This window comes from Streptomyces sp. NBC_01591, assembly GCF_035918155.1.
In the GTDB taxonomy this organism is placed as follows: Bacteria; Actinomycetota; Actinomycetes; order Streptomycetales; family Streptomycetaceae; genus Streptomyces.
Genome location: NZ_CP109327.1, coordinates 4,667,452 through 4,682,561, shown reverse-complemented (window position 1 = coordinate 4,682,561; position 15,110 = coordinate 4,667,452). Strand labels below are relative to the sequence as shown.

Sequence of the window (15,110 nt, the reverse complement as noted above, 5' to 3'; positions counted from 1 at the left end):
TGAGGTAGGTGAGTGTGACCAGGGAGATGGGTGCAGCACTGCGGCGGATCCAGCTGGGGAGCGCGCTGAGCGCGTTCGGGCTGGGGTTCACCGTTCCGTATCTGTACGTCTACGTGGCACAGGTACGTGATCTTGGTGCTGGCACCGCGGGAGTCGTACTGGCGGTCTTCGCCATGGCGGCGCTGGCCGTTCTGCCGTTCACCGGGCGGGCCATCGACCGGCGCGGGCCACTGCCCGTGCTCGTCGTCGCCTCGGCCGTCGCTTCCCTGGGCGCTGTCGCCCTAGGTCTGTCGTCGGGCGTGACCGCCTCCGTGCTGTCGGCCGCGGTCCTCGGCGCTGGTACGGCGGTCATGCAGCCGGCGCTCGCCACCATGCTTGTGTGGTGCTCCAGCACCGCCACCCGTACGCGCGCCTTCGCCATGCAGTTCTTCCTGCAGAACCTCGGGCTCGGTGTCGGCGGGCTCGTCGGCGGGCAGATCGTCGACACGAACCGGCCGGAGACCTTCACCCTGCTGTTCCTCATCGAGGCCGCGATGTTCGTCGTGCTCGGTGTCATCGCCTCCACGGTGCGGCTGTCCCGTGCGCCGTCCTTCTCGGACGCCAGGCCGACCGACGGGTCCAAGGCGCCGGGCGGGCTGCGGGCGCTGCTCTCGCACCGGGCCATGGTGCAGCTGTGCGTGCTGGGCTTCGTGCTGTTCTTCGCCTGCTACGGACAGTTCGAGTCCGGGCTCGCGGCATACGGCACCGAGGCTGCCGGGATGCAGCCGTCGACGCTCGGGATCGCGCTGGCCGCCAACACCGCCGTCATCGTCGTGGCGCAGTTCGTCGTGCTGCGGTTCGTCGAGCGCCGCAGGCGCAGCCGGGTCATCGCCTCGGTCGGTCTGATCTGGGCGTTCGCCTGGATCGTGGCGGGATACGCGGGGCTCGGGCACGGCAGCCAGACCATGGCGACGGCCGCGATGATCTCCACGTACGCACTGTTCGGACTCGGTGAGTCGATGCTGTCGCCGACCGTGGCCCCGCTGGTGGCCGATCTGGCGCCGGAGTCGATGGTCGGGCAGTACAACTCCGCGTTCGCCCTGTGCAAGCAGCTCGCGCTGGCGGTCGGTCCGGCCGTGGGCGGGCCTATGGGGGCGACGCTGCACGGGCCGTACATCGTGACGTTCGTGCTGTTCTCGCTGGGCATCACGGCGCTGGCGCTGCGGCTCGGCCGACAGCTCACCCCCGTACAGGACCAGCCTTCGCTGGAGACGGTGCCTTCCAGGGTGGTGGCCGTGTCACTGCCCGATGCCGAGCCCGGCTCCGCTGCCGCCTCCGCCTCCGCGGCTGCCGCCGCGCGCTGAGCGGCCGGGCCCTGTCCTCGGCAGGGCCCTCACTGCGGCAGGGCGAATTCGCACCAGACCGCTTTGCCGCCGCCCGGTGTGCGACGGCTCCCCCAGGACGAGGCGATCGTCGCGACGATGGAGATGCCGCGGCCCGCTTCGTCCGCCGGGTCGGCCCGGCGGCGGCGCGGCAGGTGGTCGTCTCCGTCGGTCACCTCGATGATCAGGCGACGGTCGGTACGTCGCAGGCCCAGCCGCATCGGCGGGGTGCCGTGCTTGAGGGAGTTCGCGACGAGTTCACCGGCGGCCAGGACACCCAGGTCGCAGAGCTCGACCGGGAATCGCCAGGACGTCAGGACGCCGGTCGCGAAGGCGCGGGCGCGCGGGGCCGCTTCGATGCCGCCGAGGAGATCGAGCGAGGCGTTGTGGAACAGCTCCGCGTTCGCCCCCGTGCGGGCGGGGTGCTGGACCACCAGCACGGCCACGTCGTCGTCGTGTTCCGCGGTGACGCCCAGGGAGCGGATCAGCCGGTCGCAGACCACCTGGGGTGAACCCTTGGCGCCGGAGAGGGCCCGTTCCAGCGCGGCGACGCCCTCGTCGATGTCCTCGCTGCGGCGCTCCACCAGGCCGTCCGTGTAGAGGACGGCGGTGGAACCGGGCGGCAGCGCGATCGTGCCCGAGGTGTGGATCCAGCCTCCGGTGCCGAGCGGCGGTCCCGTCGGGTCCTCGGCGCGGTGGACCGTGCCGTCCTCGTCGCACACCAGGATCGGGAGGTGGCCGGCCGAGGCGTAGACGAGCCGGCCCTCGTTGGGGTCGTGGACCGCATAGGCGCAGGTGGCGATCTGGCTGGCGTCGATCTCGGCGGCGAGACCGTCCAGGAGCTGAAGCACCTCGTGCGGCGGGAGGTCGAGGCGGGCGTAGGCGCGTACGGCCGTACGGAGCTGGCCCATGACGGCGGCGGCTCGCACCCCCCGGCCCATCACGTCCCCGATGACCAGGGCGGTGCGGCCCGCGCCGAGGGTGATGACGTCGTACCAGTCGCCACCGACCGCGGCGTCCGTCCCGCCGGGCTGGTAGGTGGCGGCGATCCGGAGGTCGTCGGGCTGCTCCAGCTCCTGAGGGAGCAGGGAACGCTGGAGGGTGACGGCCGTTTCGCGGTGGCGGCGCTCGCTGGCGCGGAGCCGTTCGGCCGCTTCGGCGTGGTCGGTGACATCGGCGGCGTACACGAGCACGCCGCCCTCGCCCCCTCTGCCCCTGCCCTTGTTGCTCCTGCTGCTCTTGTTGGTCTTGCTGGTCCTGTTCGGCTTTTCGGGGCCGCCGTCGTCGCCCTCGCCTTCGTTCTCCGTGTCCCGGTGCACCGGGGTGCAGGTCACGGTGTACGAATTGCCGCTGCGGGCCTTGCGGGACTTGACCGTGCGGGGGGTGCCGCTGCGCAGGACCTGGTCCATGAGGGGCAGCAGGCTGAGCTCGTCGAGCTCGGGCATGGCCTCGGCGGCGGTGGCGCCGGCCGGGCGGGGCCCGAAGGCGGCGGCGTAGGCGTCGTTGACGTAGGCGATCCGGTGGTCGGGGCCGTACACCAGGGCCACCAGGGCGGGCAGCTGGCCGAGGATGTCCCGGGCGGAGAGATCCTCCGGGCCGGGGCCGCCCGGCAGGGGAACCGCCCCGCGCGAGTCGTCCTGCGGATCGTGACTCGTCCCGCCGTGCGTGTCGCTGTGCGTGTCGCCGTCCGGCGGGCGGGGCCCGGTCTCGGGCTGTGCGTACTCGGCGCGGGCCGGGGGCACGGAACTGCGGTCGTCCCGTGCGGCGGCGCGGCGCTGCGTTCCGGGTAGGCGGGCGCTCCAGCGCGTGAAGTTCACGGAATTTCTGGCCTCGTGTGTCGGTCTGGTCCGCTCTTGCGGCCTGCTCGCTGTCGGTCACTGCCGGCCGGGTCACTCTGTGCAGATGTGGGCCCACCTATGGTCACACGTCCAGTGTGGCGGACCGTACTGACAGTCGTCGGTACGGCCCGCCCCCGGGCGGGCGCATGGGCGGGTCGACGGCTCGTCAGCCGCCGTTCCCCGGCGGGCCGTCGGGCCCGGAGGGGACACCCGGCCCCGGCGAGTTGCCGGGTCCCGGAGGGGTGTGCGGGTTCGGCGGTCCGTTCGGCCCGGGGCGTCTGCCGCCTGCGGCGAGCTCGAACTCGGCGCGCGGGTGTTCCAGCGAACCGAGGGAGACGATCTCGCGCTTGAAGAGCCCGGCGAGGGTCCATTCGGCAAGGACACGGGCCTTCCGGTTGAACGTCGGGACACGGCTGAGGTGGTACGTACGGTGCATCAGCCAGGCCGGATAGCCCTTGAGCTTACGGCCGTAGACATGGGCGACGCCCTTGTGGAGGCCGAGCGAGGCGACGGAGCCCGCGTAGCTGTGCCGGTACTCCTTGAGGGGCTCTCCGGCGATCGACGCGAGGATGTTCTCGGCGAGGACCTTGGCCTGGCGCACCGCGTGCTGGGCGTTGGGGGCGGTCTCCTTGCCCGGTTCCGCGGCGGCCAGGTCGGGTACGGCCGCGGCGTCCCCGGCGGCCCAGGCATGCTCGACGCCCTCGACGGCGAGTTCCGCCGTGCACCTGAGCCTGCCGCGTTCGTTGAGCGGCAGGTCGGTCGCGGCGAGGACCGGCGCGGGTTTGACGCCCGCGGTCCACACGAGGGTGCGGGTCGGGAACCGGGAACCGTCGCTCAGGACGGCGATCCGGTCCTCGCAGGACTCCAGCCGGGTGTCGAGGCGTACGTCGATGTTGCGGCCGCGCAGCTCACGGATGGCGTAGGTGCCCATCTCCTCGCCGACCTCGGGAAGGATGCGGCCGGACGCCTCGACGAGGATCCACTTCAGGTCCTCGGCCTTGATGTTGTGGTAGTACCGCGAGGTGTAGCGGGCCATGTCCTCCAGCTCGGCGAGGGCCTCGACGCCCGCGTATCCGCCGCCGACGACGACGAAGGTGAGCGCGGCGTCGCGGATGGCGGGGTCGCGGGTGGCGGAGGCGATGTCCATCTGCTCGATGACGTGGTTGCGCAGGCCGATGGCCTCCTCGACGGTCTTGAAGCCGATGCCGTGGTCGGCGAGGCCGGGGACGGGGAGGGTGCGCGAGACGGAGCCTGGGGCGAGGACGAGTTCGTCGTACGGGATCTCGACCGCGCCGGTGCCGTCCTCCCCCGTGGCGAGGGTGGTGACGGTGGCCGTGTGCTTGGCGTGGTCGATGGACTGCGCCTCGCCGATCACGATCTTGCAGTGCGCGAGGACGCGGCGGAGCGGCACGACGACATGGCGCGGTGAGATCGAGCCGGCGGCCGCTTCGGGCAGGAACGGCTGATACGTCATATAAGGCTCGGGGGTGACGACCACGATCTCGGCCTCACCGCTTCTGAGTCTCTGCTTCAGCTTGCGCTGGAGACGCAGCGCTGTGTACATCCCGACGTAGCCGCCACCGATGACGAGAATGCGCACACCCGGTGGGGGGCCGGGGGGTGTTCCCCCGGAATCTGAAGCCATCACCACCCCATGACGCAACGCGCTCAAGAGTTTGTCCACAGCCTCGGCAAATTGTGTGACCGGAGGTTCTGGATGTGCGGTTGTCGCGGGACTCGGCGGTGATACGCAAGCTGCGCAGGTCAGGGGTTGAGGTGGGGGTGCCGGCCGGGGGCCGAATCAGTGACCAACCGGTCCTTGCGCCGGTCGGGGGGCGCTCCGTGCGGAACTACCCCCTTCTGAATTGAGCCGGGCTCAACTATGTTCGTATGTCGTCGGGGTGTCGGGTGGGGACCATGATCCACTCCCCGGCTCAAACGGCGGGAAGTCTCCGGGGGGAGACGTCATTACCGGGGGAACAGTTATGCACATTCAGGATTCTCATTGGCAGACTGCTGCTGCGGTTCCGTCCCATTCGTCCGACGGAACAGGACGAAACGGAGCGGTGGGAACGGTCGGGACGGTGGCGCCGACGAGTTCGGTCGGCACGGTCGGAGCCAACGGTGCGAACGGGGCGAATGGAGCGGCCGGGGCCAACGGCCGCTCGACTCCGCTTCGCGTGGACGCACAGCGCAATCTGGAACATGTCCTGCGAGCCGCGCGCGAGGTGTTCGGCGAGCTGGGATACGGGGCTCCGATGGAGGACGTGGCGCGTCGCGCCAGAGTCGGCGTCGGCACGGTGTACCGGCGCTTCCCGAGCAAGGACGTGCTGGTCCGGCGGATAGCCGAGGAAGAGACCTCCCGGCTGACGGACCAGGCCCGGACCGCGCTCGGTCAGGAGGACGAGCCGTGGTCGGCGCTGTCGCGCTTCCTGCGGACGTCCGTGGCCTCGGGCGCGGGGCGGCTGCTGCCGCCCCAGGTGCTGCGGGTCGGCGTCGATTCCGAGGGCGACGGCTCGACGGTGGTCGGGGAGTCGGTGACCATATCGGGCTCGGCATCGGGCAGCGGTCGGGACGAGGTCCGGGTGCCTCAGCAGCGGCAGGGCGCGGACCAGGCCGACCTCCGGCCGGCCGAGGAGCGTTCCGCCGCGGAGACCGGTATCGAGGACGACGACACGGGAGCCGGAGAGCTGTTGGAGGTGGTCGGCCACCTGGTGGACCGGGCACGGGCAGCCGGTGAGCTGCGCCGCGACGTGACGGTCGCGGACGTACTGCTGGTGATAGCGACGGCGGCGCCTTCGCTGCCCGACGCGGCCCAGCAGGCCGCCGCTTCGAGCCGGCTCCTGGACATCCTGCTGGAGGGGCTGCGCTCCCGGCCGGTCGCCTGAGCAGAGTGCGCGGGCGCAGTGGCGTGTGCTGCTGCGCCCGGCGTGCTGCCTGCGGTTCTTCCTGACGAACGCGGGAGCGCGGGAGCGTGGCGTCGAGCCCGCCGAGCTTGCATGCGTGAGCCGCGGTCCGGTGCGTGCTTGTGCTGTCTCCCTGAGCCTCTCCGGGGCCTCCGGGGGCGGGTGGGTCGGGGCGCCGGGTGGTGGGTGATCGGGGGCAGCGGCGACGGTCGACGCGAATGGTTGATGTGGCCCGTTTTGATGGGGTCTTGGTGGGTGGTCCGTCATCGCTCGTCATCGCTCGTCATCGTCTGTCATCACCCGTCCGACCTCCGCGTCCGGCGTCCGGCGGCTGCCTCTCTCGCTGCCGGAACCCGTGTCCCCCTGCGGTCCTGGCGCGTCCGCCACTCTCGAATCGCGCACTGTGGCGATGACTCGCCCGCGCAGGAAGAGATTGTCGCGCTTTCCCCAAATGAATGGCTGTTAGTACTCACATTCGAGAAAACGCCCCGGATGAGTGGTTGCGGGGGCCGAGAGTCCGGCGTGATTGCGCCATGTGGCACTCTTGCCCGATGTTCGGGTCCGACAGCGCATACGGGGGCTACCGCGATGAGCGGTGACGGGCAGCAGGAAGAGTCGTTCGACGACGTCTCCGCCGTGGGCGGTGTCACCGAGGCCGGTGGGCTGTCCGCCCAGCAGGTACCGAGTCAGGCCGGACCAGGGCGGTCGAGTGGTGACGCCGAGGGCGGCACCATCCTGCCGGGTCCGTGGTCGACACCGGTCGATCCCGATCCCGGGGCCGACGCCTCGGTGCCGATGCAGCGGGAGGGCGGCAGCACCAGCGCCACCGATGCCTCCGGCACCGCTCCCTCCGACGCCGATCTGATCCGGCAGATGCGGGACGGCGACGATCTCGCGTACGAGGAACTCTTCCGCCGGCACTCCGACGCGGTGCGACGCTACGCGCGAAGCTGCTGCCGGGATGCCCACACGGCCGACGACCTGACGGCCGAAGTCTTCGCCCGCACGCTGCAGGCGGTACGGCGGGGCAAGGGGCCCGAGGAAGCCGTACGGGCCTATCTCATGACGGCCGTCCGCCACGTCGGCGCCGCCTGGACCAAGACCGCGAAGCGGGAGCATCTGGTCGACGACTTCGCGGTGTTCGCCGCGCAGGCGTCCCAGGCCTCCCAGGTGTCGGACGCGGACACTCTCGACCTCGGTGCCGATGTGCTGGCGATGCATGAAGCCGAGCAGTCGATGGCGATGCAGGCGTTCCGCAGCTTGCCGGAGCGCTGGCAGGCCGTGCTGTGGCACACCACCGTCGAGGAGGAGTCGCCCAGCGAGATCGCCCCGCTCTTCGGGCTGACCGCCAATGCCACGGCGGTGCTGGCCAGCCGGGCCCGCGAGGGCCTCAAGCAGGCCTACCTGCAGGCACATGTGAGCCAGGCCCTGACCTCGGGAGGCGACTGCGCGCGCTACGCCGACCGGCTCGGCGCGTATGCCCGTGGCGGGCTCCGTATGCGGGCCGAGCGCGGCCTGCGCGGACACCTGGAGGAGTGCTCGAAGTGCCGGCTCGCCGCGGGCGAACTGGCCCATGTCAACGCCGGGATTCCCGCGCTGCTGCCGGTCGCGGTCATCGGCTGGTTCGCCGCCGGGTACTCGCTCAAGGCTGCCGGGATCGTCGCCGGTGGCGCGGCGGGAGCCGCGGGTGCGGGTGCCGCCGCCGCGGCGTCCGGAGGGAGCTCCACCGGGGGTGCGGCCGGCGGTGCCGCGGCCGAGGGGCTCGGTGCCCCGGCGAAGGCCGGTATCGCGGCGGCGGTCGTCGTGGCCGCCGCGGCCGGGCTGGCCTGGGCGCTGGTCGGCGACGACCAGCCGAAGCCCGAGGCCAGGCATGTGGCGAAGCCGGCTGCCGTGGCGCCCGCGGCGCCGACACCGCCGCCCGAGCCGGCGCCGCCCGCGCCGAAGCCCCCTCCGCCGGCGCCGCCCGCGCCCCCGGCGCCCACACCGCCGCCCAAGCCCAGGCCCAAGCCGACGCCCACCCCGACACCGCCCCCGAAGCCCGCTCCCAAGCCGACGCCACCCTCGCCGAAGCCCGAGCCGAAACCGACGCCCACTCCGACGCCCACTCCGACGCCGACCCCGACCCCGCCGCCCGCGCCGACCGTCTACCAGGTCAGCGAGCTGAACTACTCGCTCGTGGGTGACCACACCGAACCGGAGTTGGTAATAGGTGAGAGCAGTTGGGTCTGGCAGCGTTCCAACGTGTCGATCGGCGGCACGACGTACGCGCACGGGGTGACGGTCAACCGCAATTCCTCGGTCACCATCCAGCTGAACAGGCAGTGCACGCAGTACGAGGCGACGGTCGGGATCGACGACATGACGATGGGGCTCGGCTCGGTGCGCTTCTCCGTCTTCAACGGCGACGGGGCGCGGCTGTGGCAGTCCCCGGTGATGAACGACAACGACCCGGCCGTGCCCGTGGGCGTCGGTATCGCCGGCCAGGCGAGTATCCGGCTCGTCGTCGAGCCCGCCCGGCCCGGTGGCGTCATGGCGCTCGCCGACTGGGCGAATGCGAGGATCAGTTGCCGCTGAGCCGGTCCGGGGTGAGGCCGGAGGTGAAACCCGGCGCTTCCGTGCGCTGCGGGGCATCCTCACACCCCGGGATATCCGTGCACCCCGGCGTTTCCGGGAGCTCCTCGGTGATCCGGGTCAGGAGCTCGATGACGTCGTCGACGGTCAGTGTGCGGCCCGCGGCGCGCTCGGCCTCGTACAGCTGAGGTCCGAGTTCCTCGCGCGCCTGTCGCTCGGCCTCGTCCACCTCGGCCTGTTGCGCATCGGTCCTGGGGCTGAACAGGCGCCAGTCGTCCGCCGCCGCCAGGATCCGTACAGCGGCTCCGTGCCGGCCCACCATCGGCAGCACGGTCGCCACGCCGTCTGCCAGATGCCCCGTGACGAGTTCGGCGCAATTGGCGTCCCTCGCCGCGCGGAGTGCCGCCGTCAGACCTCGCAATCCGGCGACCGGGCCACGACCGGGTCCCGGCTCGTGCACCGCGATCCGGGCGGCCAGCCCCTCGACCACAGCGTTGAAGTGCGACGGCGGGCTGCCCCGCCCGACCGCACACGCCGCCTCGGTGACCAGCCGCCGCGCCTCTGCGATCTCACCCCGCTCCAGGGCCACGGTGGCGCGCAGGAAGCGTCCGTAGGCGTGGGCGTCGTGCACCTGGTAGCGGTCCGCCTCGCTCTCCGCCGCAGTCAGCATCCGCTCGAATTCCGCCAAGTCCCCGGTCCGGTAGGCGAGTTCCGCGAGGCGTGCGAGGAGGAACGGCGCCTCGGCATGCGCCCCGACCTCGCGGGACAGCAGCAGCGCCTCCTCGTACGCCGCTCGGGCCTGCGGGTACCGTCCGCGCATCACACCCGCCTCCGCGGCCGCGCCCGCGACCTGCGCGCGGATCCAGCGGTCGCCGACACGGCGGCTCAGCTCGCGCAGTTCCGCGAGATCGGCGTCGACCCCGAGCATGCCGCCCGCCATGTCGACGACCATGTGGGTACGGAACATCAGGGCGAGGCAGTACTCCCAGTCGCTGCCGTGGATGCGGGTGTTGTCGACCACTCTGTCGATCAGCATGTGGGTCTCGGCCGCCGTGCGGGTCGCGAACAGGGCCATCGGCCAGAGCAGTCCCGGGAAACGGGCGGCCTGCCGGGCCGAGGACATGAACGCGTCGGCCACCCGGCCGATCAGCGCCCGATGGCGCTCGTCGCCGTGAACGTCCGCGGCAGGTCGGCTCTCCACGGCGAGGAAGTACCGCAGCATCTCCAGTTGCATGCGCGGCCAGTAGCGGGGATCGCTGTCATCGGCCGGTTCCGGCCCGAGCGCCACGGCACGCTCGGTCCAGATGAGGCCCTCGGAGCGGAAGTTGCGCAGCCACCAGAACCATCCCATGCCGAGCACCAGTCGTACAGCTTCGGGTTCGGACGGGCTGGTGACGACGGTCCGGTGGAGGACGGCCCGGATGTTGTCGAGTTCCGTCTCCAGGCGTTCGATCCAGGGCAGCTGGTCACCGGAGCGCAGGCGGGGCTCGGCCTCCTCGACGAGCGCGACGAAGTGTGCGGTGTGCGCGCTCGCGGCGGCGGCGCGTATCTCCGGGGCCTCGGCGGCGCGTTCGGTGGCGTACTCGTGGATGGTCTCCAGGAGGCGGTAGCGCATCTCGCCGGTGGCGGTCGGAGTGGCGACGACGAGGGACTTGTCGACGAGAGCGCCGATCAGATCTGCGGTGGAGAGCCGGGCGGGGGCTTCGGCGGTACGGACCCCACCGGCTGGGACCGACCCGGCCGGCGCTGCTCCAGGTGTGATGACGGCTTCCGCGGCCTGCAGATCCCAGCCGCCCGCGAAGACCGAGACCTGTCGCAGAGCCGTGCGTTCGTCCTCGTCGAGGAGGTCCCAGGACCAGTCGACGACGGCACGCAGCGTCTGCTGACGCGGCAGTACGGTCCGGCTTCCGCCGGTCAGCAGGAGAAAACGGTCGTCGAGCCGGTCCGCGATCTGACGCGGACTGAGCATCCGCAGCCGGGCGGCGGCCAGCTCGATGGCGAGTGGTTGCCCGTCGAGCCGCCGGCAGATCTCGGCGACGGCCTCCAGATCGTGCGCGGTCTCCTGCTCGGGGTCGAAATCGGGGCGCACGGCGCGGGCACGCTCGGCGAACAGCCGGTGGGCGGGATCGGCCGGCAGCGGACCGACCGGGCGTACGGATTCGCCGGGGACGCCGAGGGGTTCGCGGCTGGTGGCGAGGATGCGCAGCTGCGGGCAGTGGGTGAGCAGGGTCTCGGCAAGCGTGGCGGCGGCGTCGATGACGTGCTCGCAGTTGTCCAGGATGAGCAGGTAGGGGCGGATGCGGGAGCAGTGCGCCAGGTGCTCGACGAGGAGGCCGGTCGGGTCGGTGCGCGGCGGCTGTCCGTCGCGGTTGTTGTCCCGGAGGAGGGCCGTCTCGCGCAGCCCGAGAGCGGAGAGTACGGCTCCGGGTACGTCGACGGGGTCGTCCACGGAGGCGAGTTCGGCGATCCAGGCGTCCGAGGGGGACGTCGGGGATGTGGAGGAGGCGGGGGATGTGGGGGACGTGGGGCCGGTGGGAACCGGGTCTCCGTGGGCGGCGGCCTCCTCGGCGAGCCGGGTCTTGCCGGAACCACCGGGTCCGGTGAGGGTGACCAGGCGGGAGCGGGTCAGATCGGCGCGGATGGACCGCAGTTCGGGCTCACGCCCGACGAACGAGGTGAGCCGGGGCCGGAGGTTGCCGTGGACGACAGCGGGGCCGGACGGGTCGAACGGGCGCGGGTCGAGTGGGCGCGGGTACTGCAAGTACTGCGGATGCTGTTGCCGCGCTGTCGACGGTGCCGCCGGTATGTGCGCTATGTGCGGTGGAGCGAGCAACTCCCCGTGGAGTGCGGTCAGTTCCGGTCCGGGATCGGTCCCGAGATCGTCGGCGAGGGCTCGGCGGGCGTCCTCGTAAGCGGCCAGCGCATCGGCCTGGCGGCCTTCGGCACGCAGGGCACGGATCAACTGGGCCCGGAAGCGTTCGTCGTACGGGTGGGCCGCCGTGAGCTCCATGAGTTCCGGCACCAGGGTCCGCGGTCCCGCGTCGGGCCCCGCGCCGCCGTCCGTGCCTGTGGCCGCGCACCGCAGGTCGGCCTCGATACGGCGTTCCAGCGCGGCCAGGCGGTGGCCCTCGGGGCGCAGGCCGTGGCCGTGGTCCCGGTCCGGCAGGTCGGCCAGCACGGGGCCGCGCCACAGGGCGAGCGCGGTACGGAGCGTGCGCGCGGCCGTCACGGGATCGCCCGCGTCGAGCTCCTCGGTCCCCTGGCGGGAGAGCCGCTCGAACACGTGCAGGTCGACGTCGTCGGGCCCGGCCTCCAGGCGGTAGCCCCCATGGGTGCTCGCGATCGCGTCCCTGCCCAGCACCCGGCGCAGCCTGCCGACGAGGGCCTGGAGCGCGGCGGGAGCGTCGTGCGGGGGGTCCGCGGCCCATATGTCGTCGACCAGATCGGCGACGGGGACGGGACGTCCCGCACGCAGCGCGAGGGCGGCGAGAAGGGCGCGCAGTCGCGTACCGCCCACGGGCAGGACACTGCCGTTCTCGTCTCGCGCCTCGGTGGCGCCCAGGATCAGGTACCGCATCGGGCCATTGTGTCCCGCGAGCACAGCAACCGCCCCACGCCTCGGCCCGCAACCACTGCTGCCGAGCCGCCCCGCGCAACCCCGCGCGGCCCCGCCGCCCGCGCCTATGGCTGCAGCGTCCGCCTGGCCGGGACGACCCCGCCCGCGACCGCGCGCTGGCGGGGCGCCGCCGTGCCCGTCCAGCAGGTGCCGCGTCGCGACACGAGGCGGCGGAGCCAGAGCTCCGTGGACGCCAGGTGCGCGAGGCCGTCCAGCGGGAGCGGTTCGCCCTCGGAGGCCGCCCGCAGGGCCTTGCGTACGACGCGGGCCTCGACCAGGCCCGCGTCGGCGAGCAGCGGGGCGTCGAAGAGGGCGATCAGTTCCGGGAGGGCGGCGCGCAGACCGGTGCGGGCGGTTGCATTCGACGTGGCGAGGGAGGGCGTGCCCCAGCCGGGCGGCAGCTCGTGGATACCCGCGCCGGCGAGCACCCGGCGCAGGATCGCGGCGCGGGCGCCCGGCTGGACCCGGAGCGATTCGGGGAGCGCGCGGGCGGCGCGTACGACCTGGTTGTCGAGGTACGGGGCGTGCAGCCGCTGGCTGCGGTTCTCGGCGGCCTGCTCCAGGATCCGGTGGTCGGCGGCGTACCGCGCCAGGGCCGCCCGGGCGCGGGCCTCGCCGGGGCGCTGGACGGAGACGGGGCGGATGGCCGCCTCCTGGAGCCGGACCGACACCTCTGCCAGGGCCTCCCCCGTGAGCCAGCGGGCGGCGGGGCCGGGCCGCGACCAGGCGAGGGCGGCCAGCGACGCGTCGGCGGGGGTGTCGAGGTCGGGGGCGTGCCGGTTGGCGTCCGGCAGCCGGTCGGCCGCCACTTCGAGGCCGGTGCGGTACGACGTACGGGACAGTCGGCGGGCGGCGCGGTAGACGGTCAGCGGGACGAACAGGGAGTGCGCGCTCGGGCCCTCCGCCTTCGCGAGCGCGGCGACCGGGCGCAGCAGATGGCGTCGGCGACGGTCCATCAGCAGGTCGGCGAGGCGGGCCGGGTGGGCGTCGAGGACCTGTCGGGCGCCGCCGCCGACGAAGTGGTCGGCGCTGCCCGAGGCGAGGCGCCGGCGGTGGCGCTCGGCGACGACGAGGGAGGGGGCGGGTTCGTCGGTGAGCGGGCCGCTGCCCAGGTCGGCGTAGGGCAGGGCCTCTTCACCGGCTGCGACGACCACATGGTGCAGGCGCGGGTTGGCGGCGATCACGCGGGCGCGTTCGAGTTCGTCCTCGTGTCCGCGCGCGGTGAGGTCGTTCAAGGTGACGGCGAGCAGCCGCTCCCCCGCGCCGGTGCCGTGGCCGAGGAGGGTGCCGGGCAGGCCCGGAAGTCCGGCGGCGAGCAGGGCGAGGGTGGCGGAGGCGCTGCCTCCGGACAGGTCGGCGCCGATGCCGGGGACCGGCGCACCCCGGGCGGCGCGCCGTTCGGCGGGGCCCATGCCGGGGACCGGGCCGGGGTCGGGCGGCAGGGTCTCGGGAGCGTGGCGCGGGGCCAGGAGCCTGGCGCGTACGGCTTCGACCAGTGCGTCGCGTACGCCGTCGACGGCGCTGACCGGGTCGATCTGCGGTGCGGCCACGGCGAGGGAGGCCACCGCCTCGTAACCGGTGATCTCGCGCGAGCCCTCGCGGAGGATGAGTGCATGGCCCGGCGGGATGCGTTTCACCCCGGCGTACGGGGTGCCGTCGCGCAGCGCCTCCGGCGTTTCGGGGCAGGCGAGCAGGGCGGCCAGGTGGCCGATGTCCAGCTGGGCCTCGATGAGGTCGGCGAGCGGGAGTGCGGCGGTGGCGTACGCCGTGCCGCCCGCCCAGGGCGTGTAGAAGACGGGGCGGGCACCGGCGAGGTCGCCGATGACGGTGATCCGGCGGCCGATCTGGACGACGGTCGTGTAGCTGCCGGGCCAGGAGGTGAGATGGCGCAGGGCTCCGCCGCGGGCGGCGAGGAGGCCGGAGCGCAGCTGTTCGTCGGTGGCGCTGCAGCAGCCGAGGACGGCCATCCGGGCGGTGGGCGCGCCTTCGGCGGTCTCGACCGCGGTGATCCGGATCTCGTCGGGGCGCCAGTCCCCCACGGCCCAGAGCGGATCCGGGTCGCCCCACAGGAGTTGGGAGCCCACGGGGTGCATCGTGCGCCCCTCGTCACTGGGGCCGACCGCACCGGCCGTGCCGAAGCTCGCGGCGATACTGCTCCACCCCACCAACCAACGCATCGCCGCCTCCACAGGCTGTGGACAAATCGGCGCAGCAGAAAAGTATCGGGAGAACTCCGGTAACGCGCGGCGCCGTTGCGAACATGCTGCCACGACAACGGCGCACAGGAGGGGCTACGTACGGCGCACGTCGGAAGGGCATGCGCCCCTGGCAAAGGCCAGGCCGGACGGGAGGCCGGGCCGGACGCGGACGGCGTACGCGCCGAACAAGAAACGGCGGCACTTCCGACGGCACGCCGTCACACGCATCGCGCAGCAGGAGCCTCATCCGCCAACTGACCTATGGAACAGGCACGTTGACTTCCCCGTACGAGCCAGATCCACCGGTCGAAATCCAGCCACGTTCGAGCCCCCCACGAACCGCCCGCGGGCCGTCGGCGGACGACCGTCGGGCGGTCGACGAGATGTCCGCGAAACGGGCGGCCCAACCTCGGACGACCGACGATATTCAGCCATTCTCAGGGAGCGCTGGAACCCCGCGACGGGGAACTCGCCGCATCAGAAGTCCGCTTTCGCCCCACTTCATTCCCCGGCTCTCCCCCAATGCCTCCCGGGCCCCTCCTGGATCTCTCCGGCAGCCGCGAAAGATCTCGACCGGGACCGCCGATGCACAGTCCGGGAGGCGTCGTTCACCTCCCGGA

7 protein-coding genes are annotated in these 15,110 nt (G+C 72.6%); 3 read left to right on the top strand and 4 right to left on the bottom strand.

The features are described from left to right. The first annotated feature begins 26 nt into the window (after positions 1 to 26). Positions 27 to 1,343: an MFS transporter gene (locus tag OG978_RS21780; RefSeq protein ID WP_326770115.1), complete on the top strand. Its 1,317-nt coding sequence runs from the start codon at positions 27 to 29 to the stop codon at positions 1,341 to 1,343. A gap of 29 nt (positions 1,344 to 1,372) precedes the next feature. Here the strand turns inward: OG978_RS21780 and OG978_RS21775 are convergent, their stop codons facing one another. Then, positions 1,373 to 3,178, bottom strand: a complete 1,806-nt coding sequence (locus OG978_RS21775) for a SpoIIE family protein phosphatase (protein ID WP_326766823.1) — start codon at positions 3,176 to 3,178, stop codon at positions 1,373 to 1,375. A 187-nt stretch (positions 3,179 to 3,365) separates the two neighbouring features. Further along, positions 3,366 to 4,844 carry an NAD(P)/FAD-dependent oxidoreductase gene (locus OG978_RS21770; protein ID WP_326766822.1) on the bottom strand — a complete coding sequence of 493 codons (1,479 nt, stop codon included), beginning with the start codon at positions 4,842 to 4,844 and terminating at the stop codon, positions 3,366 to 3,368. 340 nt (positions 4,845 to 5,184) lie between these two features. Here OG978_RS21770 and OG978_RS21765 point away from each other — a divergent pair, with 340 nt between their 5' ends. Next, positions 5,185 to 6,087 (top strand): TetR/AcrR family transcriptional regulator, encoded by a 903-nt coding sequence (locus OG978_RS21765; RefSeq protein ID WP_326766821.1) that lies wholly within the window; start codon positions 5,185 to 5,187, stop codon positions 6,085 to 6,087. A gap of 606 nt (positions 6,088 to 6,693) precedes the next feature. Beyond that, on the top strand, positions 6,694 to 8,679 hold the full coding sequence (locus tag OG978_RS21760; RefSeq protein WP_326766820.1) for a sigma-70 family RNA polymerase sigma factor: 1,986 nt from the start codon (positions 6,694 to 6,696) through the stop codon (positions 8,677 to 8,679). Here OG978_RS21760 and OG978_RS21755 read toward each other — a convergent pair. Then, complete coding sequence (locus tag OG978_RS21755) at positions 8,666 to 12,253, bottom strand: AfsR/SARP family transcriptional regulator (protein ID WP_326766819.1); 3,588 nt, start codon at positions 12,251 to 12,253, stop codon at positions 8,666 to 8,668. The two genes, OG978_RS21760 and OG978_RS21755, sit on opposite strands and share 14 nt — an antisense overlap. A gap of 104 nt (positions 12,254 to 12,357) precedes the next feature. Then, the gene (locus tag OG978_RS21750) at positions 12,358 to 14,469 is read right to left on the bottom strand and encodes an asparagine synthase-related protein (RefSeq protein WP_326766818.1); all 2,112 of its coding nucleotides are present in this window, start codon (positions 14,467 to 14,469) and stop codon (positions 12,358 to 12,360) included. Between the last annotated feature and the right edge of the window lie 641 nt (positions 14,470 to 15,110).